The organism is Blautia sp. AF17-9LB (assembly GCF_003479185.1).
GTDB classification, from domain to species: Bacteria; Bacillota; Clostridia; order Lachnospirales; family Lachnospiraceae; genus Fusicatenibacter; species Fusicatenibacter saccharivorans.
In genome coordinates this window covers 246,943-271,547 of record NZ_QUGU01000001.1, presented here as the reverse complement: position 1 = coordinate 271,547, position 24,605 = coordinate 246,943, and the positions used below count along the sequence as shown (strand labels likewise).

The 24,605-nt window shown below is 49.6% G+C and carries 19 protein-coding genes; 17 read left to right on the top strand and 2 right to left on the bottom strand.

Features of this window, described 5'->3' with window-relative positions; genetic code table 11:
* Positions 1–90: 90 nt before the first annotated feature.
* Positions 91–1,527: an amidophosphoribosyltransferase gene (gene purF, locus DWX00_RS01225; RefSeq protein WP_118594495.1), complete on the bottom strand. Its 1,437-nt coding sequence runs from the start codon at positions 1,525–1,527 to the stop codon at positions 91–93.
* A 464-nt stretch (positions 1,528–1,991) separates the two neighbouring features.
* On the opposite strand from purF, the gene DWX00_RS01220 reads away from it, so the two are divergent.
* The 17 genes from DWX00_RS01220 (at position 1,992) to DWX00_RS01145 (ending at position 22,632) form a co-directional block, all read left to right on the top strand.
* The gene (locus DWX00_RS01220) at positions 1,992–3,602 is read left to right on the top strand and encodes a CTP synthase (RefSeq protein WP_022462358.1); all 1,611 of its coding nucleotides are present in this window, start codon (positions 1,992–1,994) and stop codon (positions 3,600–3,602) included.
* Positions 3,603–3,831: 229 nt separating this feature from the next.
* Entirely contained in the window at positions 3,832–8,370 is a 4,539-nt protein-coding gene (gene gltB, locus DWX00_RS01215) for a glutamate synthase large subunit (protein WP_118594494.1), read from the top strand.
* Between the two features lie 14 nt (positions 8,371–8,384).
* Positions 8,385–9,869 (top strand): glutamate synthase subunit beta, encoded by a 1,485-nt coding sequence (locus DWX00_RS01210; RefSeq protein ID WP_022462356.1) that lies wholly within the window; start codon positions 8,385–8,387, stop codon positions 9,867–9,869.
* A gap of 139 nt (positions 9,870–10,008) precedes the next feature.
* Positions 10,009–11,340, top strand: a complete 1,332-nt coding sequence (gene glnA, locus DWX00_RS01205) for a type I glutamate--ammonia ligase (protein WP_117510183.1) — start codon at positions 10,009–10,011, stop codon at positions 11,338–11,340.
* A 23-nt stretch (positions 11,341–11,363) separates the two neighbouring features.
* Positions 11,364–11,912 carry an ANTAR domain-containing response regulator gene (locus tag DWX00_RS01200; RefSeq protein ID WP_022462354.1) on the top strand — a complete coding sequence of 183 codons (549 nt, stop codon included), beginning with the start codon at positions 11,364–11,366 and terminating at the stop codon, positions 11,910–11,912.
* Between the two features lie 27 nt (positions 11,913–11,939).
* Complete coding sequence (locus tag DWX00_RS01195) at positions 11,940–13,154, top strand: LL-diaminopimelate aminotransferase (protein ID WP_022462353.1); 1,215 nt, start codon at positions 11,940–11,942, stop codon at positions 13,152–13,154.
* A gap of 166 nt (positions 13,155–13,320) precedes the next feature.
* Positions 13,321–13,470 carry a hypothetical protein gene (locus DWX00_RS19530; RefSeq protein WP_158555021.1) on the top strand — a complete coding sequence of 50 codons (150 nt, stop codon included), beginning with the start codon at positions 13,321–13,323 and terminating at the stop codon, positions 13,468–13,470.
* Positions 13,471–13,664: 194 nt separating this feature from the next.
* Positions 13,665–14,993, top strand: coding sequence for an aspartate--tRNA(Asn) ligase (aspS, locus tag DWX00_RS01190; protein WP_118594493.1), 1,329 nt, complete (start codon positions 13,665–13,667; stop codon positions 14,991–14,993).
* A 39-nt stretch (positions 14,994–15,032) separates the two neighbouring features.
* The gene (gatC, locus tag DWX00_RS01185) at positions 15,033–15,326 is read left to right on the top strand and encodes an Asp-tRNA(Asn)/Glu-tRNA(Gln) amidotransferase subunit GatC (RefSeq protein ID WP_055228254.1); all 294 of its coding nucleotides are present in this window, start codon (positions 15,033–15,035) and stop codon (positions 15,324–15,326) included.
* 15 nt (positions 15,327–15,341) lie between these two features.
* Positions 15,342–16,802: an Asp-tRNA(Asn)/Glu-tRNA(Gln) amidotransferase subunit GatA gene (gatA, locus tag DWX00_RS01180; RefSeq protein ID WP_117805348.1), complete on the top strand. Its 1,461-nt coding sequence runs from the start codon at positions 15,342–15,344 to the stop codon at positions 16,800–16,802.
* A gap of 15 nt (positions 16,803–16,817) precedes the next feature.
* On the top strand, positions 16,818–18,254 hold the full coding sequence (gene gatB / locus DWX00_RS01175; protein ID WP_055228256.1) for an Asp-tRNA(Asn)/Glu-tRNA(Gln) amidotransferase subunit GatB: 1,437 nt from the start codon (positions 16,818–16,820) through the stop codon (positions 18,252–18,254).
* A gap of 163 nt (positions 18,255–18,417) precedes the next feature.
* A complete protein-coding gene (locus DWX00_RS01170; RefSeq protein WP_055228257.1) occupies positions 18,418–18,630 on the top strand; it encodes a DUF378 domain-containing protein in 213 nt (70 codons plus the stop codon).
* A 114-nt stretch (positions 18,631–18,744) separates the two neighbouring features.
* Complete coding sequence (locus DWX00_RS19525) at positions 18,745–18,894, top strand: hypothetical protein (protein ID WP_158578723.1); 150 nt, start codon at positions 18,745–18,747, stop codon at positions 18,892–18,894.
* 106 nt (positions 18,895–19,000) lie between these two features.
* Positions 19,001–19,798 (top strand): GGDEF domain-containing protein, encoded by a 798-nt coding sequence (locus tag DWX00_RS01165; RefSeq protein WP_243037557.1) that lies wholly within the window; start codon positions 19,001–19,003, stop codon positions 19,796–19,798.
* Between the two features lie 434 nt (positions 19,799–20,232).
* Positions 20,233–21,033 carry a transporter substrate-binding domain-containing protein gene (locus DWX00_RS01155; RefSeq protein WP_330411495.1) on the top strand — a complete coding sequence of 267 codons (801 nt, stop codon included), beginning with the start codon at positions 20,233–20,235 and terminating at the stop codon, positions 21,031–21,033.
* 176 nt (positions 21,034–21,209) lie between these two features.
* Positions 21,210–21,899 carry an amino acid ABC transporter permease gene (locus tag DWX00_RS01150; protein ID WP_117762276.1) on the top strand — a complete coding sequence of 230 codons (690 nt, stop codon included), beginning with the start codon at positions 21,210–21,212 and terminating at the stop codon, positions 21,897–21,899.
* Complete coding sequence (locus DWX00_RS01145; protein ID WP_118594491.1) at positions 21,889–22,632, top strand: amino acid ABC transporter ATP-binding protein; 744 nt, start codon at positions 21,889–21,891, stop codon at positions 22,630–22,632. The genes DWX00_RS01150 and DWX00_RS01145 overlap by 11 nt, the downstream gene beginning before the upstream one ends.
* A 50-nt stretch (positions 22,633–22,682) precedes the next feature.
* Here the strand turns inward: DWX00_RS01145 and DWX00_RS01140 are convergent, their stop codons facing one another.
* Complete coding sequence (locus DWX00_RS01140; protein WP_117805378.1) at positions 22,683–24,470, bottom strand: aminopeptidase P family protein; 1,788 nt, start codon at positions 24,468–24,470, stop codon at positions 22,683–22,685.
* Positions 24,471–24,605 lie beyond the last annotated feature (135 nt).

The window sequence follows — 24,605 nt, the reverse complement described above, 5'->3', positions numbered from 1 at the left end:
ATGCAAACCATACAGAAAAGTATGCATGCTCAAAAAAGAAATCCCCCTACCGGGTGCAAGATCTGCACGGTAAGGGGAAAGAAAACGAAATCAGTTTTCCAGAAGAGCGCTGATATCCTGCTTTGGTACTTCCATCGGATAATGACTGTCGAAGCATGCACGACAGATCGGCAGGTCACCGACCATGTTCTGGAGCTCTTCGATCGGCATGTAGCCCAGGGAGTCCGCTCCGATCTGCTGGCGGATTTCCTCGGTGGAATGGGAGCTTGCGATCAACTGCTTGTTGGAAGGCACATCGGTTCCAAAATAGCATGGATACAGGAACGGCGGGGAACTGATACGGACATGAACCTCGGTCGCACCGGCTTTTCGCAGCATCGTAATCAGATTCGAAATCGTTGTTCCGCGGACAATGGAATCGTCAACGAGGACAATTCGTTTTCCTTTTACGACGGATTCCAGAACACTCAGCTTGATTTTTACGCTGGATTCCCGTTCCTTTTGTGTCGGTTTGATAAAGGTACGGCCGACATAGCTGTTTTTGTGGAAGGCAAGACCGAACGGAATGCCGGATTCTTCGGAATAGCCTTTTGCGGAGGCAAGCCCGGAGTCCGGAACGCCGCAGACAAGATCTGCGTCAACCGGATAGGTCTTTGCAAGCGTTGCGCCGCCGCGGATTCTGGCTTCATAGACACTGATGTTGTCTATTTTGCTGTCGAGGCGGGCAAAATAAATATATTCAAAAATACAATGCGCTTTTTTTACGTCAACCGGCATAAATTCGGATTTCAGATTTCCGGTTTTGTCAAACGTTACAATTTCTCCCGGAGCGACATCGCGGACGAATTCAGCGCCGATCGAAGTGAGGGCGCAGCTTTCCGAGGCGAGAACCCAGGCGTTGTCCCGCTTTCCGATGCAGAGCGGTTTTAAGCCATATGGGTCGCGCACGCCGATGAGTTTTCTCGGGCTCATGATGACAAGGGCATAGGCGCCGCGGATTTCTTTTACCGTGCGCAGAATCGCTTCTTCTACCGTTTTGGAATGAACGCGTTCCCGCGCAATGCCGTAGGCGATGATTTCAGAGTCAATCGAAGTGTGAAAAATTGCGCCGGTGTTTTCCATCTGCTCGCGCAGTTCCATAGCGTTGACCAGATTTCCGTTGTGCGCAAGGGCGAGGGAGCCTTTCAGATAATTCAGAACGAGCGGCTGTGCATTCTCTACGGTAGTGGAACCGGTGGTAGAGTACCGGACATGGCCGATGCCGATATTGCCGGACAGCTCTTCTAATTTGGATTCTTTGAAAACTTCGTTGACAAGGCCAAGGCCTTTGTAGGATTTCACATGGCCCTTTGGACCGCTGGTGTCAGAGACGGCAATTCCGCAGGACTCTTGTCCTCTGTGCTGCAGGGCGGAAAGGCCATAGTAGATCGAAGGACTGACGTCGGCACCATCCAGATCGTAAATGCCGAAAACACCACATTCCTCCCGGAGACCGGTATCATAACAATTGTTTGACGATGGCTGCATAGGTATTCTCCTTTTTTCAGTTGTAGACCTGCATGTTTTAAAAACATTGATTATCATACTCATTTTTGCGGATGATGTCAAGAAAATCGTGATATGTATAAAATATGGTGCAGAAATTTAGGATTTCGTGGAAAATGTCGAAAATAATAAAAAATAGTAAAAAAAAGTTGCAGGAAATTCGAGATGTGTTATAATCGTTTTTGATTTTGAATGAAAGCCCCGGACAGCAGCTATGGATGAGCCATGCTTGCATGAGCGAATTCATAGATATTGGCCGGGCAAGACGACATGAGTAAGTAGGGCGATAGCCCGGATTACGAATGTTGTCAGCAGTTACGGGAGCGACGCAGGCGCGGAGTAACTGGCTTTCATCATAGAGATGTCGCCGGCAGGCGACATTTCCTTTTAGAGAAACTTGTGACGGAAAAGAAAATATCAGAAGAGAAAAACAGGAGGAAATCAATATGGCAGTAAAATATGTCTTTGTGACAGGCGGAGTAGTCTCTGGCCTTGGAAAGGGAATCACGGCGGCGTCCCTTGGACGGCTTTTAAAAGCCCGAGGATACAAAGTGACGATGCAGAAATTTGACCCGTACATCAACGTTGACCCGGGTACGATGAACCCGATTCAGCACGGCGAGGTTTTCGTTACCGATGACGGCACAGAGACAGACCTCGATCTCGGCCACTACGAGCGTTTCATCGACGAGAGCCTGGATAAAAATTCCAACGTGACGACCGGAAAAGTATACTGGTCTGTTCTGCAGAAAGAACGCCACGGTGATTTCGGCGGAGGCACCGTACAGGTCATTCCGCACATTACAAACGAAATCAAGAGCCGTTTCTACCGCGGAAAAGAAGTAGACGAGGAGCGTATTGCCATCATTGAGGTCGGCGGAACCGTCGGCGATATCGAGAGCCAGCCGTTTTTGGAGGCAATCCGCCAGTTCCAGCATGACGTCGGACACGAGAACGCCATTCTGATCCACGTTACCCTGATTCCATATCTGAAAGCTTCCGGTGAAATGAAAACAAAACCGACGCAGGCGAGCGTAAAAGAGCTGCAGGGAATCGGTATTCAGCCGGATGTCATCGTATGTCGGTCCGAGCATCCGCTGACCACTGAGATCAAAGATAAAATTGCTCTGTTCTGCAACGTTCCGTCAAGCCATGTTCTGCAGAACCTGGACGTGGAGTATCTGTATGAAGCTCCGCTTGCCATGGAGAAAGAGAACCTGGCGCAGGTTGTCTGCGAGAGCCTTCACCTTCCATGCCCGGAACCGGATCTGTCCGACTGGACCCATATGGTAGAAGCACTCCGCCATCCGAACAAAGAGGTGACGATTGCGCTCGTCGGAAAGTATATCCAGCTGCATGATGCATACCTGAGCGTTGTTGAGGCATTAAAACACGGCGGAATTGCAAGCCATGCAAACGTACACCTGAAATGGGTGGATTCCGAGCTGGTAACCGAGGAGAACGTGGCAGAGTATCTGAGCGATGTGGACGGTGTTCTGGTACCGGGCGGATTCGGAAACCGCGGTATCGAAGGCATGATCACAGCGATTCGATATGCAAGAGAGAACAAGATTCCGTTCCTCGGCCTCTGCCTCGGCATGCAGCTGACGATTGTTGAATATGCAAGAAACGTTCTCGGTTACCACGACGCACACAGCATCGAGATGAACCCGAACACCATGCACCCGGTGATCGCACTGATGCCGGATCAGGATGGAATCGAGGATATCGGCGGTACGTTACGTCTCGGCGCATATCCATGCGTCCTGGCAGACGGATCGAAGGCACAGGAGCTGTACGGTGAGAAAGAGATTTCCGAGCGTCACCGCCACCGCTATGAAGTAAACAACGATTTCCGGAAAGCACTGACCGAAAACGGCATGGTTCTCTCCGGTGTTTCTCCGGACGGAAGAATCGTTGAGATGGTAGAACTTTCAGATCATCCGTTCTACATCGCAACGCAGGCACATCCGGAGTTCAAATCCCGTCCGAACCGTCCGCATCCGCTGTTCCGCGGCCTGATTGCAGCAGCAGCCGAGTACCATGCAGCGAAATAATGGATCGAAAGTGTAGAAAATTATGTAAAATGCAGCAATAACCTAAGAAAGTAAAGAAAAATTGTAAAAAATTATATAAAAATTAAATTTGCTCTTTACAGGATGAAAAAAATAGAGTATAGTAAGGGCAATCCAAAAAGAACGGCGGGGAATGAAATGTTCCCCTCCATTCTTTTCTGGAAAACAAAAGAGAACCGAAAATAAGAAAAGGTAAAGGAAGGGAAGCCGTATGACACAGAGTAAAGAGCGTGTCATGGGAGAAGAAGGGCTGTACCGTTCTTCCTTTGAACACGACAACTGCGGTATCGGAGCAGTCGTGAACATCAAAGGTGAAAAATCCCATGCGACCGTAGAAAACGCATTAAAAATCGTAGAAAATCTTGAACATAGAGCCGGCAAAGACGCCGAGGGTAAAACAGGAGACGGAGTAGGAATCTTGTTGCAGATATCGCACAAATTCTTTTCCAAAGCCTGTTTGACCCTCGGTTTTTCATTAGGCGGAGAACGGGAATACGGCGTCGGCGTATTCTTCTTCCCACAAAATGAGCTGAAACGGAACCAGGCAAAAAAGATGTTTGAGATCATCGTGGAAAAAGAGGGACTGGAACTCCTTGGATGGAGAACCGTGCCGACCGTTCCGGAAGTTCTCGGCCATAAGGCAAGAGAGTGTATGCCTTACATCATGCAGGCATTCATCAAAAAACCGGAGGATGTGGAAAAGGGAATCGCTTTCGACCGTCGTCTGTACGTCGTACGCCGTGTTTTCGAACAGAGCAACGACAACACCTATGTGCCATCCCTTTCCAGCCGTACCATCGTATACAAAGGTATGTTCCTCGTAGGACAGCTCCGCACTTTCTTCCGTGATCTGCAGGATACAGATTATGAATCTGCCATCGCCATGGTGCATTCACGGTTCAGTACAAACACCAACCCGAGCTGGGAAAGAGCACATCCGAACCGTTTCATCGTACACAACGGTGAGATCAACACCATCCGCGGAAATGCTGACAAGATGCTGGCCCGTGAGGAGACGATGTCTTCCCCGATGCTGCAGGATGAACTTCATAAAGTGCTGCCGGTTGTCAACACACAGGGTTCTGACTCCGCGATGCTCGACAATACACTCGAGTTCCTGACCATGAGCGGTATGGATCTTCCGCTGGCTGTCATGATCACGATCCCGGAGCCATGGGCAAACAACGATACGATTTCCCAGGAGAAACGTGATTTCTATCAGTATTATGCAACGATGATGGAGCCGTGGGACGGACCGGCATCGATCCTGTTCTCCGACGGAGATGTGATGGGAGCAGTGCTTGACCGCAACGGTCTTCGTCCTTCCCGTTACTACATCACTAACGATGGATTTCTGATCCTCTCCTCTGAGGTCGGTGTTCTGGAAGTTCCGGAAGAAAAAATCGTCTTAAAAGAGCGTCTCCATCCGGGCAAGATGCTTCTCGTCAACACCGTACAGGGAAAAGTCTTAAACGATGAGGAAGTCAAAGAATATTACGCAAAGAAACAGCCGTACGGCGAATGGCTCGACAGTTATCTGGTACAGTTAAAGGATATCAAAATCCCGAATCTGCCGGTCGAAGAGTACACGAAAGAAGAGCGGATGCGCCTGCAGAAAGCGTTCGGCTACACCTACGAGGAGTACCGTTCCTCCATCGGAAAGATGGCATTAAACGGTGTCGAGGCAACCGCTTCGATGGGTATCGATACCCCGCTTGCCGTTCTCTCCCATGAGCATCAGCCGCTGTTCAACTATTTCAAACAGCTCTTCGCACAGGTAACGAACCCGCCGATCGACTGCATCCGTGAGGAGATCGTAACTTCCACAAGCGTTTACGTCGGACGTGACGGAAACCTGCTTGAGGAGGAGCCGAAGAACTGCCAGGTATTAAAGATCAACAATCCGATCCTGACCAATACCGATATGCTGAAGATCAAGAACATGAAAGTCGAAGGCTTCAAGGCAGTGACCGTTCCGATCACCTACTACAAGAGCGCACCGCTTGACCGTGCGATGGACCGCCTTTTCGTCGAGGTTGACCGTGCACACCGGGCAGGAGCCAACATCCTGATTCTCTCTGACCGCGGTGTCGATGAGAACCATGTGGCGATTCCATCCCTCCTGGCTGTATCTGCGGTTCATCAGCATCTGGTAAAAACGAAAAAGAGAACTTCTCTTGCGATTATTCTGGAGTCCGGCGAGCCGCGCGAGGTGCACCATTTCGCAACACTGCTCGGCTACGGTGCCTGCGCAATCAACCCGTATCTGGCACTCGACACGATCCATGAGCTGATCGAAGAGGGTATGATCAAGAAAGATTACTACGCAGCCGTTGAAGATTACAACCACGCAGTCATCTCTGGTATCGTAAAAATCGCAGCGAAGATGGGTATCTCCACGATCCAGTCGTATCAGGGTTCCCAGATCTTCGAGGCCATCGGTATCTCAGCAGATGTCATCGACAAATACTTCACCGGTACGGTCAGCCGTGTCGGCGGTATTACCTTGGAAGACATTGCAAAAGATGTCGATGAGCGTCATTCCCAGGCATTCGATCCGCTGGAGCTGTCTACCGATCTGACACTGGACAGTATCGGCCGTCATAAATCGAGAAGCCAGGGCGAGGAGCACCGCTACAATCCGCGCACCATTCATACACTGCAGGAGTCCACAAGACGCGGCGACTACAAGATGTTCAAAGAGTACACAGCAATGGTCGACAGCGAGGAGAGCGGCTATCTGCGGAGCCTGATGGACTTCGATTATCCGGAGCAGGGCGTTCCGCTCGAAGAAGTTGAGAGCGTAGATTCTATCGTAAAACGATTCAAAACAGGTGCGATGTCCTACGGTTCTATTTCCCAGGAGGCACATGAGACACTGGCAATTGCCATGAACCGTCTGCATGGAAAATCCAACACTGGTGAGGGCGGTGAGAGTGATGACCGTCTCGAATCCCCGGAGAGATGCTCCGCGATCAAACAGGTAGCATCGGGAAGATTCGGCGTTACCAGCAAATACCTTGTCAGTGCAAAAGAGATCCAGATCAAGATGGCCCAGGGTGCAAAACCGGGCGAGGGCGGCCACTTACCGGCCGGAAAGGTTTACCCGTGGATTGCAAAAACACGTCACTCCACACCGGGTGTATCCCTGATTTCCCCGCCGCCGCACCACGACATCTACTCCATCGAGGACCTTGCACAGCTGATTTATGACCTGAAAAACTCGAATGTGAATGCAAGAATCTCCGTTAAACTGGTATCCGAAGCAGGTGTTGGTACTGTCGCAGCAGGTGTTGCAAAAGCCGGAGCACAGGTTATCCTGATTTCCGGATATGATGGAGGAACGGGAGCAGCACCGAGAAGTTCCATCCACAATGCAGGACTTCCATGGGAGTTAGGCCTTGCCGAGACCCATCAGACGCTGATCAAAAACGGCCTCCGCAACCGTGTCATGATCGAGACTGATGGTAAGCTGATGAGCGGCCGTGACGTTGTGATTGCAGCACTCCTTGGCGCCGAGGAATTCGGTTTTGCGACCGCACCGCTTGTAACGATGGGATGCGTTATGATGCGTGTCTGCAACCTCGATACCTGCCCGATGGGTATTGCAACCCAGAACCCGGAGCTGCGCAAACGTTTCCGCGGCAAACCGGAGTACGTCATCAACTTCATGCACTTCATCGCAGAAGAGATGCGGGAATACATGGCAAAACTTGGCTTCCGCACCGTTGACGAGATGGTCGGCCGTTCCGACCTCTTAAAGAGAAATGATAAAGTGACGAACGAGCACGCAGACCGCGTAGACTTAAGCCAGATCCTGAACAATCCGTTTGCAAAAGCAGGCGAGAAGGTAACGTTCGATCCGAAAGATGTTTACGACTTCAAACTTGGCGCAACCCTGGATGAGAAGGTACTCTTAAAGAAATTCGGTCCGGCAATGGATAAGAAAGAGAAGAAGACCGTCAAAGTCGAGATCACCAACACCGATCGTACCGTGGGAACGATTCTTGGTGCCGAGATCACCAGAAAATTCGGCACCTCTCTGGAGCCGGATACGTACACCGTACAGTGCAAGGGTGCCGGCGGACAGAGCTTCGGAGCATTTATTCCAAAAGGACTGACCCTGGAACTTGAGGGCGATTCGAACGATTACTTCGGAAAAGGCCTCTCCGGCGGAAAACTGGTTGTCTACCCGCCGAAAGCAAGAAAGTATAAACCGGAAGAAAACATCATCGTCGGAAACGTTGCCCTCTACGGCGCAACGAGCGGTGAGGCGTACATCAACGGTATCGCAGGAGAGCGTTTCTGTGTCAGAAACTCCGGTGCTTACGCCGTTGTCGAGGGTGTCGGTGAGCATGGATGCGAGTATATGACCGGCGGCCGTGTCGTTGTCCTCGGCGCAACCGGAAAGAACTTTGCAGCCGGCATGAGCGGCGGTATCGCTTATGTCCTGGATGAAAAGAGCAACCTGTACCGCAATTTGAACAAGGAAATGATTTCGATTGAACTGGTAGAAAGCAAATACGATATTGCAGAGCTGAAAAACATGATTGAAAAACACGTCGCACACACCGGCTCTGAAAAAGGTAAAGAAATTCTCACACACTTTGACGAATATCTGCCGAAATTCAAGAAGATCATTCCGAATGACTATAAGCGCATGATGATGCTGAGTGCCCAGATGGAAGACAAGGGCCTTAGCAGCGAACAGGCACAGATTGAAGCATTTTACGAAAGCATGCGTAAGTAGGAGGAAGAAGAATTATGGGTAAGCCAACTGGATTTATGGAATATCAGCGCAAGACGGGAAACACCGTTGCCCCGCTTGAGCGTATCAAAAACTTTAAGGAATTTCATCTGCAGCTCCCGAAAAAGGAACAGCAGATGCAGGCTGCCCGCTGTATGGCATGCGGTGTACCGTTCTGCCAGGCGGGAACCATGATTGCGGGAATGGCCTCCGGCTGTCCGCTGCAGAACCTCGTTCCGGAGTGGAATGACCTTGTGTATCTTGGAAACTATGAGCAGGCATACCGCCGCCTCACCAAGACAAACTGTTTTCCGGAATTTACCTCCCGTGTCTGCCCGGCACTCTGCGAAGCAGCCTGTACATGCAACGTAAACGGAGACCCGGTCTGCACGAAGGAAAATGAACGCGCGATCATCGAAAACGCATGGGCAACCGGCCTGATTACGCCGCAGCCGCCGAAAGTGCGCACCGGAAAACGCGTTGCCGTTGTAGGAAGCGGTCCTTCCGGCCTTGCAGCAGCGATGCAGCTCAACCGCCGCGGCCATTCTGTTACGGTCTTTGAACGCCGCGACCGCGTGGGCGGACTTTTACGCTACGGTATTCCGAACATGAAACTCGATAAGAGCGTCATCGACCGCCGTGTGGATCTGATGAAGGCCGAGGGCATCGAGTTTGTGACGAATGCTGATATCGGAAAAGATGTAAAAGCTGACAAACTCTTAAAAGAATTTGACCGTGTCCTGCTCTGCTGCGGTGCGGCAAATCCAAGAGATATCAAGGCAGAGGGAAGAGATGCAAAGGGCATCTACTTTGCTGTCGATTTCCTGACTTCCGTAACGAAGAGTCTTCTGGATTCCAATTTTGAGGATCATGCCTACATCGATGCCAAGGGCAAACACGTTGTTGTCATCGGAGGCGGCGACACCGGTAATGACTGTGTCGGAACTTCCATCCGTCTCGGTGCCAAATCTGTGACACAGCTTGAGATGATGCCGAAAGCACCGGATCAGCGTGCCGAGAACAATCCGTGGCCGGAGTGGCCGAAGATCTGCAAGACGGATTACGGCCAGGAAGAGGCAATCGCCGTATTCGGCCATGATCCGCGGATTTACCAGACAACCGTAACGGAATTTATCAAAAACAAAAAAGGTGAAGTCTGCCAGATCAAGACCGTAAAACTGACACCGAAAAAAGATGAGAAATCCGGCCGCATGATGATGGTTCCGGTTGAGGGAACCGAAGAGATTCTCCCGGCAGATCTCGTTCTTATTGCAGCAGGCTTTTTAGGATCCCAGAAATATGTGACCGATGCATTTAAAGTGGAAGTCAACCAGCGCACCAACGTGAAGACAGATGACGGAAAATACCAGACAACAAAAGAAAATGTCTTCACCGCAGGCGATATGCACCGCGGCCAGTCCCTGGTCGTATGGGCGATCCGCGAGGGACGCGAGGCAGCAAAGGCAGTCGATGAATCCCTGATGGGATACACGAATCTCTAAGTTTTTCTTGACAAAACACGCGAAAAACTGCTATAATATGCCCAAAACAAGGGTGTTTTTACGCAAGGTGTCTTTCTGCCCTGCCGCGTGAAAACACCCTTTTCGTTTAGAATCGTCTTTGATAAAGGAGAGAATCGATATGGCAAAGTATACGAAGGAAGCGATCCTTCAGATGGCGGAGGAAGAAGATGTTGAATTTATCCGCCTGCAGTTTACCGATATGTTTGGAATGATGAAAAATATGGCCATCACCGCCGGACAGCTGGAAAAAGCCCTGAATAATCAGTGCGTTTTCGATGGCTCTTCGTTCGAAGGATTTGTCACCATCGAGGAAGCAGACATGTTTCTGCACCCGGATCTCGACACCTTTGCAATACTTCCGTGGCGTCCGCAGCAAGGAAAGGTTGCAAGATTGATCTGTGATGTGTATGATAGAGAGGGGAATCTTTATGCAAAGAGTTCCCGAACCATCCTTCAGAAGGTAATTTCCGAAGCGAAAGCGATGGGTTATGAGTTTGAAATCTCACCGGAGTGTGAATTTTTCCTGTTCCACACCGATGAGGACGGCGGAGCAACGAGTGTAACGCACGACAAAGGCGGTTATCTGGATCTTGGACCGCTGGACCTGGGAGAAAACGCGCGGCGCGATATGGTGCTGACTCTCGAAGAAATGGGAATCGACGTTGAGTCTTCCTTCCACGAGGTAGCGGCAGGCCAGCACGAACTGGATTTCTGTCCGGCTGCAGCACTTCGGACGGCAGATCAGCTGATGACTGCCAAATTTGCTATCCGTACGATTGCAAAACGTCATGGTCTTCACGCAACCTTTATGCCAAAACCAAAAACCGGAGTTCACGGATCGGGTCTTCATCTTTCCTTCTCCCTGTTTCAGGAGGGAAAAGATGTGTTTGCCGACAAATCCGATGAATACGGGCTCAGCAAAGAGGCATATTACTTTATGGGCGGACTGATGAAACACATCAGCGGAATCGCAGCGATTACCAATCCGCTTGTAAACTCCTACAAACGTCTGACACCGGGATACGGTGCACCGATCTACGTGGCATGGTCTGCAAAGAACAGAAGCCCGCTGATCCGCATTCCGCTGACGGGAGACGGTATCATGGCCATTGAGCTTCGATGCCCGGATTCGGCAGCCAATCCGTACCTGGCACTTGCTGTCTGCATGGCAGCAGGACTTGACGGTATCAAACAGAAAATCGTTCCGCCGTCCCCGGTGGACCGCAATATTTCCGATCTGACAGAAGAAGAACGAAACGCGATGCAGATCACCCTTCTCCCGGGAAGCCTTGGAGAAGCGGTCGCAGAGTTAAAGAAAGACGATTTTCTGTGTCAGGTACTCGGCCAGGAATTTGTGAATGGATATATCAATGCCAAAGAAGAAGAGTGGCATGAGTATCTCCGTCAGGTATCCGACTGGGAGACCGAGAAATATCTGTACCGTATTTAGACGACGAAGGGGCCTGAAAATGCATGAGCAGCATAGTGATAGTACTTCCCAAAATAGAAGATGGAAAGCGCATCCGGGATATTCTGGCAAAAAGAGGATATGAAATCGATGCTGTCTGTTCGACAGCGGCAGCGGCGCTCGGAGAGATGAACAACTTAAACGGCGGTATCGTCATCTGCGGCTACAAGCTCCCGGATATGTTTTTTACGGATCTGAATGAGTGTATGCCGTCCGGCTTCCAGATGCTTCTGATTGCATCGAGCCGCGCATTAAGTGCGGTGGAGGGAACCGGAATCATGGCGGTTACGATGCCGCTTTCCGTGTACGAGCTGGTTAATACACTGGAGATGATGCTGCAGAGTGCGGCACGGCGCAGAAAGAAAGAGCGGGCAAAGCCCAAGGTGCGCAGCGCCGAGGAACAGCACATCATCGATCGTGCAAAAAGCCTTCTGATCGAACGAAATCACATGACCGAGTCGGAGGCCCATCGCTACATGCAGAAATGCAGCATGGACAGCGGCACCAATCTGGTTGAAACGGCACAGATGGTGCTGACGCTTTTGACAGAGTAAGAAAAAGTGAAAAGGAGCGACATAATAATGTTCAAAATCAATGACAATTATCTGAAATTGCCGGGAAGCTATCTGTTTTCCACCATTGCAAAAAAAGTTGCAGCTTACACCGAGGCAAATCCGGACGCGAAAATCATCCGTCTTGGAATCGGCGACGTAACCCAGCCGATCGCACCGGCGATCATTGAAAAGCTGCACGGAGCAGTGGATGAGATGGGACACGCAGAGACCTTCCACGGATATGCACCAGATCTTGGATATGCTTTCCTTCGCGATACCATCGCAAAAAATGATTATCAGGACAGAGGATGCGATATCTCATCTGATGAAATTTTTGTATCGGACGGCGCAAAATGCGACTGTAGCAACATTCAGGAGATCTTCAGCCTGGACAACAAGATCGCTGTATGCGACCCGGTTTATCCGGTTTATGTAGACTCCAACGTAATGGCAGGCCGTGCCGGTGACTACGACGCAGCAACCGAGCGTTTCACGAATGTGATTTACATGCCGTGTACCGCAGAAAACAACTTCACCCCGGAGCTCCCGAAAGAAACCCCGGATCTGATTTATCTGTGCTTCCCGAACAACCCGACCGGCGCTATGGTTTCCAAAGCCGAGCTGCAGAAATGGGTTGATTATGCAAATAAAGTAGGAGCCATCATCCTGTATGATGCTGCATACGAGGCATATATCTCAGAAAAAGACATTCCGCATTCCATCTATGAGTGCGAGGGTGCAAGAACATGTGCCATCGAAATGCGCAGCTTCTCCAAGAACGCAGGCTTTACCGGTATGCGTCTTGGATTCACCGTTATCCCGAAAGACATCAAATCCGGCGATGTGACTCTGCACAGCCTGTGGGCACGCCGTCACGGAACGAAATACAACGGAGCTCCGTACATCATCCAGAGAGCCGGCGAGGCTGTTTACTCTCCGGAAGGAAAAGCACAGTTAAAAGAGCAGGTTGCTTACTACATGAAGAACGCAAAAGTCATCTACGACGGATTAAAAGGCGCAGGCTACACCGTATCCGGCGGCGTCAACGCTCCGTATATCTGGCTGAAAACACCGGGAAATATGACTTCCTGGGAGTTCTTTGATCACCTGCTTGCAGACGCAAACGTAGTCGGAACACCAGGATCAGGCTTCGGCCCGAGCGGAGAAGGCTACTTCCGTCTGACTGCATTCGGTACGTATGAGAATACAGTGGAGGCAGTGGAGAGAATCAAAAAACTGTAAATTGTGTGCGAAATACCAATAAAACGGAATTTCTGCGCAATTTTATAAACACGCGAAAAAATAATTTTGTATAGATAAAATTCATGAAAAATGCATTAGAATTTATATGAAATCCGTAAAAATTAGGTGTTTACAAATGCAAAACTGCTGTGCTATAATGCACAGTATGAAAAAGGCAGTGAAGGAAACTCCGTATGCGGAATCTGACAGGAAGCCGATGTCACCGACTGAGAGCATCAGCATGGAGGAAACATACAATGGGGAACATTCCGGAGCCGGTCTGCTGAACATGAGATCCGAACAGGAAATCAAGTAGGCAGATCCGTGATACGCGTTAAGTATAAATGAGTGGGCGTTTTCCCTCGGAAAACCGGAGAGAAAAACGCAATGCGGGTGGTACCGCGGGAACATAAAATATCCCGTCCCGGAACAGTAGTTAAAAAACTGTTCCGGGACTTTTTTATTTGAAAAAGCAATCCGGGACAGGCGAGAAAGAGAGGAGAACAAGACATGGAATTTATGACAGGCGTAAAGAAAAAAGAAGACATCTCCGTAAAAACTCTGCTGGAGATACCGGAAGGCACAGAAGTAAAACTCGAAGGAGCCGTACACATCATCCGTGACATGGGCGAGGTTGCCTTTGTCATCTTAAGAAAGAGCGAGGGACTCGTTCAGTGTGTGTACGAAGAAGGAAGTGTTGACTTCCCGCTGAAAGATCTGAAAGAGGAATCGGCAGTTGCCGTAACCGGAACGGTCAAAAAAGAGGACCGCGCACCGGGCGGCGTCGAAGTCAGGCTGCAGACCATCACCGTTCTTTCCGAGCCGACCGAGCCAATGCCGCTCGCAGTCAACAAATGGAAAATGAACACCTCCCTTGAAGCAATGCTGAACATGCGGCCGATCGCTCTTCGAAACGTCAGAGAGCGTGCAAAATTCCGCATCCAGGAAGGCGTGGTACGGGCGTTCCGTGATTTCCTTCATTCCCAGGGATTCACCGAAATCCATACACCGAAGATCGGCGCGAAAGGCGCTGAAGGCGGCGCAAACATCTTCAAGTTGGAATATTTCCACCGCCCGGCTGTCCTGGCACAGAGCCCGCAGTTCTACAAACAGATGCTTGTCGGCGTGTTTGACCGTGTCTTTGAAGTCGGACCGGTTTTCCGTGCAGAGAAACACAACACGAAACGTCATCTGAACGAGTATACCAGCCTTGACTTTGAGATGGGCTACATCGAGGATTACACCGACATCATGGCAATGGAAACCGGATTTTTACAGTACATGGTGGAGCTTCTTAAAGAGGATTACGCAAAAGAGCTGGAGATCCTGAAAGTTATGCTTCCAAAGACAGAAGAAATCCCAACTGTACCGTTCACGAAAGCGAAAGAGCTGGTAGCCGAGAAATACAACCGAAAGATCCGCAACCCGTTCGACCTTGAGCCAGAGGAGGAGCTTCTGATCGGCCAGTATTTCAAAGAGGAGTACGATGCAGACTTCGTATTCGTCACCGAATATCCGTCGAAAAAGAGACCGTTCTATGCGATGGACGACCCGGAGGATAAGAGATACACAAAGAGCTTCGACCTGCTGTTCCACGGTCTGGAGATTACAACCGGAGGCCAGCGTATCCACGATTACAAGATGCTCTCTGAAAAGATCGCAGCCCGCGGCATGACAGAAGAGGGCATGGAGCAGTATTTAAGTGCTTTCAAACACGGTATGCCGCCGCACGGAGGTCTTGGCATCGGTCTGGAGCGTCTAACCATGAAGCTGATCGGTGAGGACAACGTCCGCGAGACAACGCTGTTCCCGCGTGATCTTACAAGACTGGAGCCGTAAGCGGATCCTGCTGGAAAATGAAAAAGGAGAATGAGTGAAATGGCAAATGTGATTTCAGATGAAACGATGGAATATGTCGGCATCCTGGCAAAGCTGGAATTAAAGGATGAGGAAAAAGAATCCGCACGGCAGGATATGCAGAAGATGCTGGATTATGTAGATAAATTAAACGAGCTCGACACCAGCAAGGTCGAGCCGATGACCCACATTTTCGAGATGGGAAATGTATTCCGCGAGGATGAAGTAACCAATGGCGACGACCGCGATGCAATGCTTACCAATGCACCGGAAGTCAAAGAGGGCCAGTACAAGGTTCCGAAAACGGTAGAATAGCAGGAGGAGATTGATATGGAAATCAAAGATATGACAGCAGTACAGCTTTCTGCCGCAATCAAAGAAGGAAAGATCACTGTAGCGGACGCTGTAGAAGCGTCTCTTGCGGCAGTCAAAGCATCGGAAGAATCAATTCACGCATTCCTTCTTGTGGATGAAAAGGGTGCAAGAGCACGCGCGGCAGAAGTGCAGAAGAAAATTGACGCAGGAGAGCTCACCGGTCCGCTGGCCGGCGTTCCGATTGCGGTCAAGGACAACATCTGTACGAAAGGTCTTGCGACGACGTGTGCATCAAAGATCCTGCAGAACTTTGTTCCGACGTACGATGCAGAGGTTATCACACGGCTCGAAGAGGCGGGAGCCGTTATCATCGGAAAGACAAACATGGATGAGTTTGCGATGGGAAGTACGACAGAGACTTCCGCGTACGGCGTGACGAAAAATCCATGGAACACCGAACACGTTCCAGGCGGTTCCTCCGGCGGTTCCTGCGCAGCCGTTGCAGCAGGAGAAGTACCGATGGCACTTGGCTCCGATACCGGCGGATCGATCCGTCAGCCGAGTTCCTTCTGCGGCGTAACCGGCATGAAACCGACGTACGGCACCGTTTCCCGTTACGGACTGATCGCTTATGGTTCCTCCCTTGACCAGATCGGACCGGTCGCAAAGGATGTGACAGACTGTGCAGCACTGCTGCAGACGGTCGCTTCGTATGATGCAAAAGATGCGACATCGATGAAACGCGACGATTACGATTTCATGAGCGCTTTAAAAGAAGATGTCTCCGATCTGAAAATCGGTATTCCGAACAGCTGCTTCGGCGAAGGCCTGGATCCGCAGGTGAAGGAATCCATTTTAAAAGCTGCCGATGTCCTGAAGGCACGCGGAGCAGAAGTAGAGTATTTCGATCTCGACCTCATTGATTATGCCATTCCGGCTTACTACGTTATTGCATCCGCTGAGGCAAGCTCCAACCTGGAACGCTTCGACGGCGTGAAATACGGCTTCCGTGCCAAAGAGTACGAAGGACTCCACGATATGTATAAGAAGAGCCGTTCTGAGGGCTTCGGTCCGGAGGTGAAACGACGGATTATGCTGGGAAGCTTCGTCTTAAGCTCCGGTTACTACGATGCGTATTATCTGAAAGCACTGCGCACGAAAGCCCTGATTAAAAAAGAGTTTGACCGCGCATTTGAAAAATACGATATGATTTTAAGCCCGGCAGCACCATCGACCGCACCGCGTCTTGGCGATTCGCTTTCGGATCCTTTACAGATGTATCTGGGCGACATTTACACCGTATCGGTCAACCTCGCCGGCCTTCCGGGCATCACCGTTCCGTGCGGCATGGATGACAAGGGGCTTCCGATCGGCATGCAGCTTATCGGAGACTGTTTCTCAGAGAAAAAACTGTTCCGTGCAGCATACACCTATGAGCAGGCACGCGGTGCATTCGGGCAGCCAGAAAAATGGTAAGGAGGAAGCAAAACAATGTCAAAACAGTATGAAACCGTCATCGGACTTGAAGTACATGTGGAGCTTGCGACGAGAACAAAAATTTTTTGCGGCTGCTCTACCGCATTCGGCGGTGCGCCGAACACCCACACCTGCCCGGTCTGCACCGGTATGCCGGGATCCCTTCCGGTATTAAATAAGAAGGTTGTCGATTACGCCCTGCGCGTCGGACTGGCTGCAAACTGCAAAATCAACCAGCTCTGCAAATTCGACCGGAAGAACTATTTCTACCCGGACAACCCGCAGAACTATCAGATTTCCCAGCTGTATCTGCCGATCTGCCACGATGGATATGTCGAGATTGACACCGCAGCGGGAAAGAAGAAAATCGGCATTCATGAGATCCACATGGAGGAGGATGCCGGAAAGCTGATCCACGATGAGTGGGAGGATTGCTCACTCGTCGACTACAACCGAAGCGGCGTTCCGCTGATCGAGATTGTATCCGAGCCGGATATGCGCTCTGCGGAAGAGGTTATCGCTTATCTGGAAAAACTGCGTATGATGATTCAGTATCTCGGCGCATCCGACTGCAAACTGCAGGAGGGCTCGATGCGTGCCGATGTCAACCTTTCGGTCCGTGAGGTTGGAAGTGAGAAATTCGGAACACGTACCGAAATGAAGAACCTGAACTCCTTTAAGGCAATCGGAAGAGCGATCGAGGGAGAGCGTGCAAGACAGATCGAGCTGATCGAGGAAGGAAAAGCCGTTGTCCAGGAGACCCGCCGCTGGGACGACAACAAAGAGTATTCCTACGCGATGCGTTCGAAAGAGGATGCGAAGGATTACCGCTACTTCCCGGACCCGGATCTGCCGCCGGTGCACATTTCCGACGAGTGGATCGACCGCATTGTGAAATCCATGCCGGAATTCCAGCCGGAAAAACAGGCACGCTACGTGGAGCAGTACGGACTGCCGCAGTACGATGCGGGCATTCTGACCGGTTCCAAGAAGCTGTCCGATCTCTTTGAGGAGACGACGGCGCTCTGCGGCAAACCGAAAAAAGTGGCAAACTGGCTGATGGGCGAGACCTTACGTCTCTTAAAGGAGAACGGCCAGGAGCCGGAGGATCTGCAGTTTTCACCAAAGCATCTGGCATCCCTGATCGAACTGGCAGAAGCCGGATCGGTCAATAACCAGGTGGCAAAAGAGGTATTTGAGCAGATCTTTGCAGAGGATGTCGATCCGGAAGCATACGTCGAGGAGCACGGATTGAAAACCGTAAACGACACCGGCCTTCTGGAAGAAACCACGAGAAAAGTTCTGGAAAACAACCCTGGCCCGGTAGAGCAGTACAAATCCGGAAAGACAAAAGTCCTCGGATTTCTGGTCGGCCAGGTCATGAAAGAAATGAAAGGTAAAGCCAACCCGGCAGCAGCAGGAGAGCTGCTGCAGAAGCTGCTGTCTGAATAAAGAAAACAAAATTGCACGAATGGAGGCCTGGAAATGGTCTCCATTTTTCTGCCCGAAAAATCAAAGAAAATGCATAATCTGCCTCCTTTTGGGAAATTCTTTATAAAGAAACCGGAAGAGATAAAAAGACGATACAAAATCCGGAAAAAGGAGGTTTCTTTACATGAAAGGACTGGATTACACCGCACTCACCGTTGCAATCATCGGAGCCGTCAACTGGGGCTTGATCGGATTCTTCCGTCTCGACCTCGTCGCCCTGATCTTCGGAAACATGACGTGGCTGAGCCGCATCATCTACGCGGTTGTCGGCATCTGCGGCCTCTACCTGATCTCCGTCTACGGAAGAATTTCCGACCACGTACTGGGACAGGCGTAAGAACAGGAACCCTCTCATATACGCAGAGAAAGGCGGTATGAGAGGGTTTTCTTTTGCTGTTTTAGGAAGGACAAAACAAATATTGCGGCCCTCTGTATGGTTTTGAGCAGGGATATGGATCAGAAAAAGAAAAAATACCGGATGCTTCTGATGCAGCTTTCCTGTGCCGTTCTTCTGGCGAGTGATGCCGCAGCGTGGGCATTCCGCGGAGGTCCGGGGAGTCTGGAAAGAGGTATTGTGTATGTGAGTAACTATCTGGTTTGAATGTGATAGATCTTGCTGAATGGATTGCCCTTGCAGCAATTTTTATATTAATGTGCAGACGCAGAAATATCATATTGTAAAGACAACATCGCAGAGTGCAGCCCAAATGGGGGAATATGAGATCATAGACGATTTTGGCGGGCATGCGAAGTGCATGGCAGAGAAAATGTGCATGGAATCACAACTGGAAGAAACTGCTGCATTTATCGATCTCAATACGCTGGAAGAGCGGCTCGCCGGAAAAAACAGTATCATACACGAATTTATCGATAAAAAAACAGGCTGGTGCCGGAGCAGATTCATTCCTGTTGATTACGATGAAAATGGAAGGCTTCTGCATGTGCTGTTTTGTATTGAGTGTATCGAAGAAGAGAAAAAACGTGAGAACCGCTTGATTTATCTGGCACAGACGGATCTTATGACGGGATTGTATAACCGTGGAAGCGGGGAAAGACAGATTTCCCATCTGCTGCAGGAAAAAACAGGAGGTCTGCTTTGCCTGATTGATTGTGACAAATTCAAAACAATCAACGATACGTATGGACACTCGACAGGGGATAAGGTTATTATCGCCGTTGCAGAGACGATGCAGAAATCCTGCCGGGACAAGGACGTAGTTCTGCGCCTCGGGGGTGACGAGTTTGCAGTCTTTATGCCGGAAATGCGGGAGAAAGCGGCGGCAGAGAGATTTTTCGAAAGACTTTTTTATAACATCAGCCAGATTACGATTGCGGAAATGAAGGGGAAGCAGATAGAAATCAGCCTGGGTGCCTGTTTCTGCGAGGCATCGGAAGAAGTTTCTTTTGACCAGCTGTACAGAAAGGCGGACCGGGCAATGTATCAGAGTAAAAAGAAACAGGGATACAGTGCCTCCATTTATGAAGAATGGATGAAAAGCAATTAGAACAGGACAAGGCAGGAGAGATACCAGATGAACATCATTTGTGTAGACGACGAACAAATACAGAGGGACTGGAAGGGATGGAAGCCTTAAAGCTCTTCGGGAGCAGTGTGGAAGCCTAGGAATGGGCAAAGGAGCATCCGGTGCCGGGAAATTTGCGAGAAACATCAAAACGGAAGCAGAGTTTCCGAACTCTCAGAGGAATATGCTTTATCGGAAAAGAGCATTCAGCGGATCCTGCGCTGCACAGCAGCAGACGGAAAAAATACGGACTGAATACAAAAACGGAAAGACAGCCATGGAAGAACCCCCGGGCTGTCTTTTGTATTTCTGTTGCTTTTTTTCCGTTTTTCCTTGCATTTCAGAAAGATGCTGTTATAATAAGGGAAAGTGAATAAATATACATTACATGAGGAGAGAAGGAGATTATTATGAAAATGAATTTTGCAAAAAAAGCAACAGCACTTGCAATGTCCGTTTTGTTTGCTGTTTCGATGGCAGGCTGCGGAAGTTCTGCATCTACCGCAAAGAAAGTAGAAGTAACATCCGTAGAGGATCTGGCAGATCTGAAGATTGGTGTACAGACCGGAACAACAGGTGATTCTCAGGCGAGCGATGCCGTTAATGCAGATTCCCAGATGCAGCGTTACAACAAAGGCGCCGATGCTATTCAGGCACTGAAAAACGGAAAGATTGACTGTGTTGTCATCGATTCCCTGCCGGCAGAAAAATTCGTTGCAGCAAACGATGATCTGAAAATTGTAGAAGGCATTTTTGATACCGAAGAGTACGCGATGTGCTTCAAAAAAGGAAATGAGTTAAGAGACGAGTTCAACACTGCATTGGCAGAGCTGAAAGAGGACGGAACTCTTGATGAGATCATGAGCAACTACATTGGTGATGAAGTCGGCCAGCATCCGTATGAGTCCCCGGCAGACGTGGACCGTTCCAACGGAACGCTTACCATGGCAACCAACGCTGAGTTCGAGCCGTGGGAGTACAAAGAGGGAAATGATATCGTTGGTATCGATGCCGACATTTCCAAGGCAATCTGCGACAAGCTTGGTTATGAGCTGAAAATCGAGGATATGTCATTTGAAACCATCCTTGCATCTGTCAACAGTGGAAAAGCAGACTTCGGCGCAGCCGGAATGACCGTTACTCCAGAACGGGAAGAAAGCGTTGATTTCACGGATACTTATGCAGATGCAACACAGGTTGTCATCGTCAGAAAGTAATAACATAGTGATAAGGACTGCGAGAGTACGAAGTACGGGGCAATCTGGAATCAGGGGATAGAAACGAGCGGCTGTCCGCCAGACAAAAGGCGCGGCCGTTCGTTTTTCGATTGCGCTGTAAGGAAACTGCCGGTTGCAGATCCCGCAGTTAAAAACACAAAGGAGAGATGTGTCATATGGAAAATTTACATCATCAGTTCAACCGCTACTTTGTAGACAATGGTGCTACAGAATGGTGGCTGACCGGTCTGAAGACGACACTGCTTGTCACGGTGCTTGCGCTGTGCATCGGTGTTGTGCTCGGACTTCTTATCGCACTGATCCGCTCGACACACGAGCAGACCGGTAAATTAAAACTTCTGAACATCGTTGCGCGCGTCTATCTGACGATCATCCGCGGAACGCCGTCCATGATTCAGATCCTGTTTTTCTATTCGGTTATTTTTGCAACCGTAAACCTGAACAATATCGTGATCGGCGGAATCGCATTTGGTATCAATTCCGGTGCATACGTTGCTGAGATTTTCCGTTCCGGAATTATGTCTGTGGACAAAGGACAGACGGAAGCAGGACGAAGCCTTGGCTTAAATTCTGCACAGACCATGCGTCTCATCATCATTCCGCAGGCGTTTAAAAATGTTCTTCCGGCGCTGATTAATGAGATGATCGTGCTGTTAAAAGAGACTGCCATCATCGGCTATATCGGAACCATTGATATTACAAAGGCAGCGACCCTGGTACAGAGCCGTACGTACGATGCACTGGTTCCGCTTCTTTCCGCAGCGATTTTTTATCTGATTCTTGTTATGATTCTGACCTATTTCATGGGAAAACTGGAAAGGAGACTGCGTAAGAGTGACCACTAATGAAAAAGTATTAATCAAAGTTGAAAATCTGCAGAAGAGCTTCGAGGATAATAAGGTTCTGGACGGGATCAGTACAGAGATCCATCAGGGAGAGGTTGTCGCTGTCATCGGTCCTTCCGGTTCCGGAAAATCGACCTTTCTGCGTTCCTTAAACCGTCTGGAAATTCCAACCGGCGGAAAAATTTATTTCGAGGGCGTTGACATCACGGCGCCGGAAACCGATATCGACCATGTACGACAGAGAATTGGAATGGTATTTCAGCAGTTCAACCTGTTTCCGCATAAAACCGTCAAGGAAAATATCATGCTCGCCCCGGTGACATTAAAGCTGATGACACCGGAAGAAGCAGCGAAAAAAGCGTTGGAGCTCTTAAACCGCGTTGGACTGCCGGATAAAGCAGATGCTTACCCGGGAAGCCTTTCCGGCGGTCAGAAACAGCGAATCGCCATTGCACGCGCCCTTGCGATGAACCCGGATGTCATGCTGTTTGACGAGCCGACCTCCGCACTCGACCCGGAAATGGTAGGGGAGGTTCTTGAAATTATGAAGGAACTTGCTGAATCAGGCATGACGATGGTTGTCGTAACACATGAAATGGGTTTTGCAAGAGAAGTGGCAACCCGCGTGATCTTTATCAACGAGGGAAATATTCAGGAGGAGAATACGCCGCAGGAGTTCTTCGCAAATCCGCAGCATCCCCGGCTCAAAGAGTTTTTATCGAAAGTATTATAATAAAAAACGCTGTTCTGTATCATCAAAACACAGAACAGCGTTTTTGCATCTTATTTGGAAATCGGGCGGGTGGCTTCTTTCAGCCACTCTTTTTCGTCTCCTTCTAGATAAGGAGAAATCTTTTCATATACTTCTTTGTGGTAGTTGTTCAGCAGTTCCACATCTTTTTCGGTCATATACTGTGTGTCAATACCGTCAAGATCGATCGGAACCATGGTAACGAACTCAAAGCACATGAACTGGCCGTACATGTTCTTTTCTGCTTTGCGGCAGAGCATCAGGTTCTCAGTACGGATGCCGTGGCTTCCTTCGATATAGATACCCGGTTCATCGGAAGTAAGCATGCCCTCCTCAAGAACGGCGTTTTCCATCCGCTCCGGAACCATTTTCCAGCGGAAACCGTTTGGACGCTCATGTACATTTAAAAGATAACCGACACCGTGGCCGGTTCCGTGATTGAAGTCAAGACCTCTCTCCCAGAATGCCTGTCTTGCAAGGTAATCAAGGTTGATACCGATGCAGCCGTGGAGGAATTTTGCATTTCCAAGACGAAGGGTTCCCATCGCAGTGATGGTGAAATGTTCTTTTTCTTCCTCGGTCAGCGGTCCAACTACGATTGTTCTGGTAATATCGGTCGTTCCCTCATAATACTGTCCGCCGGAGTCCACTAGGTACATGCCTTTTGGCTGCAGAACAGAGAAATTGTCTTTCGTTGCCTGATAATGGCACATAGCAGCATTCGGGCCGTAAGCGGAAATCGTTCCGAAACTTGGCTCAATAAAGCCTTCCTGCTCCTTCCGGAAGGATTCCAGTTTTTCAGCAACGGAAACCTCATCCATTGGGATCTTACCGATATTCTTCTTTAACCAGTATACGAAACGGGTAACGGCAACGCCGTCTTTGATGTGGGCTTTTCGGATGTTTTCCATCTCAACCGGTGTTTTGACTGCTTTTAAAGAAGAAGCCGGGTTCATGACATTGACAATCGTATTGCTGCCCATGACACTCTGGCAGATCGTGTAGTTGACTTTGGCTTTTTCCAGAAGAATGGTTTTTCCTGTGATGCCGGAAACAAAATCATAAACAGCATCGTATGGATGAAGGGAAATGCCAAGATCAGCAAGATACTGTTTTACTTTCTCATTTAAGGTTTCTTCCTGAATGAACAGATGACTCTCGGTTTCTGTCAGTACGAGATAGGAGAGAACAACCGGGTTGCATGGAATATCGTTTCCACGGATATTCAGCATCCAGGCGATATCATCCAGTGCAGTCAGAATATGCACTTCGGCACCGTTCTCTTTCATCTTTTCGCGTACTTTTGCAAGACGCTCCGCAGCGGATTCACCGGTATATTTTGCATCAAGGATCCACACGGGTTCTGCGGAAAGTGCCGGGCGGTCCGACCAGATCTCACCGATCAGGTCGCTTCGATAGGAAAGAAAACGCTCCGGAAGTGTTTTCTCCAGTGCTTCGCCGAGCATTTCATTGACAACGCGGCCGTCAAAACCAATGGTCATGCCCTCTTTTGTATTTGCCGCCAGGTATTCCTCTACCGTCGGAACGCCTTCCTGGCCCATTTTCATTAAGGTAACGCCGGTTCCGGCAAGTTCTTTGGCTGCCTGTACGAAGTAGCGGCCATCGGTCCAGAGGCACGCTTCGTCCTGCGTAATCACAGCAGTTCCGGCAGAACCGGTAAAACCGGTAATATACGTTCTTGCTTTAAAGTAAGTTCCTACATATTCGGATTCATGATAATCGGCGGTCGGAACCAGATAAGCGTCCACGCCGTATGCTCTCATTTTTTCGCGGAGAGCAGCTAATCTTTCTGGTATCATAGTTTTTTCCTCATCTTTCTTTTCGAAAAATAATGTCGACATTTTTAAATGGGATGCCAACGTTTTTATTCTATCACATTTTCCAAATCTGTCAAAGTGATGATTGAGAATTTGTCTCACTGTTTTCCTGTTTTT

Excerpts from the sequence above, each read along its gene's own strand:
- purF (WP_118594495.1), bottom strand. The coding sequence starts at position 1,527 with ATGCAGCCATCGTCAAACAATTGTTATGATACCGGTCTCCGGGAGGAA.
- DWX00_RS01220 (WP_022462358.1), top strand. The coding sequence starts at position 1,992 with ATGGCAGTAAAATATGTCTTTGTGACAGGCGGAGTAGTCTCTGGCCTT.
- gltB (WP_118594494.1), top strand. The coding sequence starts at position 3,832 with ATGACACAGAGTAAAGAGCGTGTCATGGGAGAAGAAGGGCTGTACCGT.
- DWX00_RS01210 (WP_022462356.1), top strand. The coding sequence starts at position 8,385 with ATGGGTAAGCCAACTGGATTTATGGAATATCAGCGCAAGACGGGAAAC.
- glnA (WP_117510183.1), top strand. The coding sequence starts at position 10,009 with ATGGCAAAGTATACGAAGGAAGCGATCCTTCAGATGGCGGAGGAAGAA.
- DWX00_RS01200 (WP_022462354.1), top strand. The coding sequence starts at position 11,364 with ATGAGCAGCATAGTGATAGTACTTCCCAAAATAGAAGATGGAAAGCGC.
- DWX00_RS01195 (WP_022462353.1), top strand. The coding sequence starts at position 11,940 with ATGTTCAAAATCAATGACAATTATCTGAAATTGCCGGGAAGCTATCTG.
- DWX00_RS19530 (WP_158555021.1), top strand. The coding sequence starts at position 13,321 with ATGAAAAAGGCAGTGAAGGAAACTCCGTATGCGGAATCTGACAGGAAG.
- aspS (WP_118594493.1), top strand. The coding sequence starts at position 13,665 with ATGGAATTTATGACAGGCGTAAAGAAAAAAGAAGACATCTCCGTAAAA.
- gatC (WP_055228254.1), top strand. The coding sequence starts at position 15,033 with ATGGCAAATGTGATTTCAGATGAAACGATGGAATATGTCGGCATCCTG.
- gatA (WP_117805348.1), top strand. The coding sequence starts at position 15,342 with ATGGAAATCAAAGATATGACAGCAGTACAGCTTTCTGCCGCAATCAAA.
- gatB (WP_055228256.1), top strand. The coding sequence starts at position 16,818 with ATGTCAAAACAGTATGAAACCGTCATCGGACTTGAAGTACATGTGGAG.
- DWX00_RS01170 (WP_055228257.1), top strand. The coding sequence starts at position 18,418 with ATGAAAGGACTGGATTACACCGCACTCACCGTTGCAATCATCGGAGCC.
- DWX00_RS19525 (WP_158578723.1), top strand. The coding sequence starts at position 18,745 with ATGGATCAGAAAAAGAAAAAATACCGGATGCTTCTGATGCAGCTTTCC.
- DWX00_RS01165 (WP_243037557.1), top strand. The coding sequence starts at position 19,001 with ATGGGGGAATATGAGATCATAGACGATTTTGGCGGGCATGCGAAGTGC.
- DWX00_RS01155 (WP_330411495.1), top strand. The coding sequence starts at position 20,233 with ATGAATTTTGCAAAAAAAGCAACAGCACTTGCAATGTCCGTTTTGTTT.
- DWX00_RS01150 (WP_117762276.1), top strand. The coding sequence starts at position 21,210 with ATGGAAAATTTACATCATCAGTTCAACCGCTACTTTGTAGACAATGGT.
- DWX00_RS01140 (WP_117805378.1), bottom strand. The coding sequence starts at position 24,470 with ATGATACCAGAAAGATTAGCTGCTCTCCGCGAAAAAATGAGAGCATAC.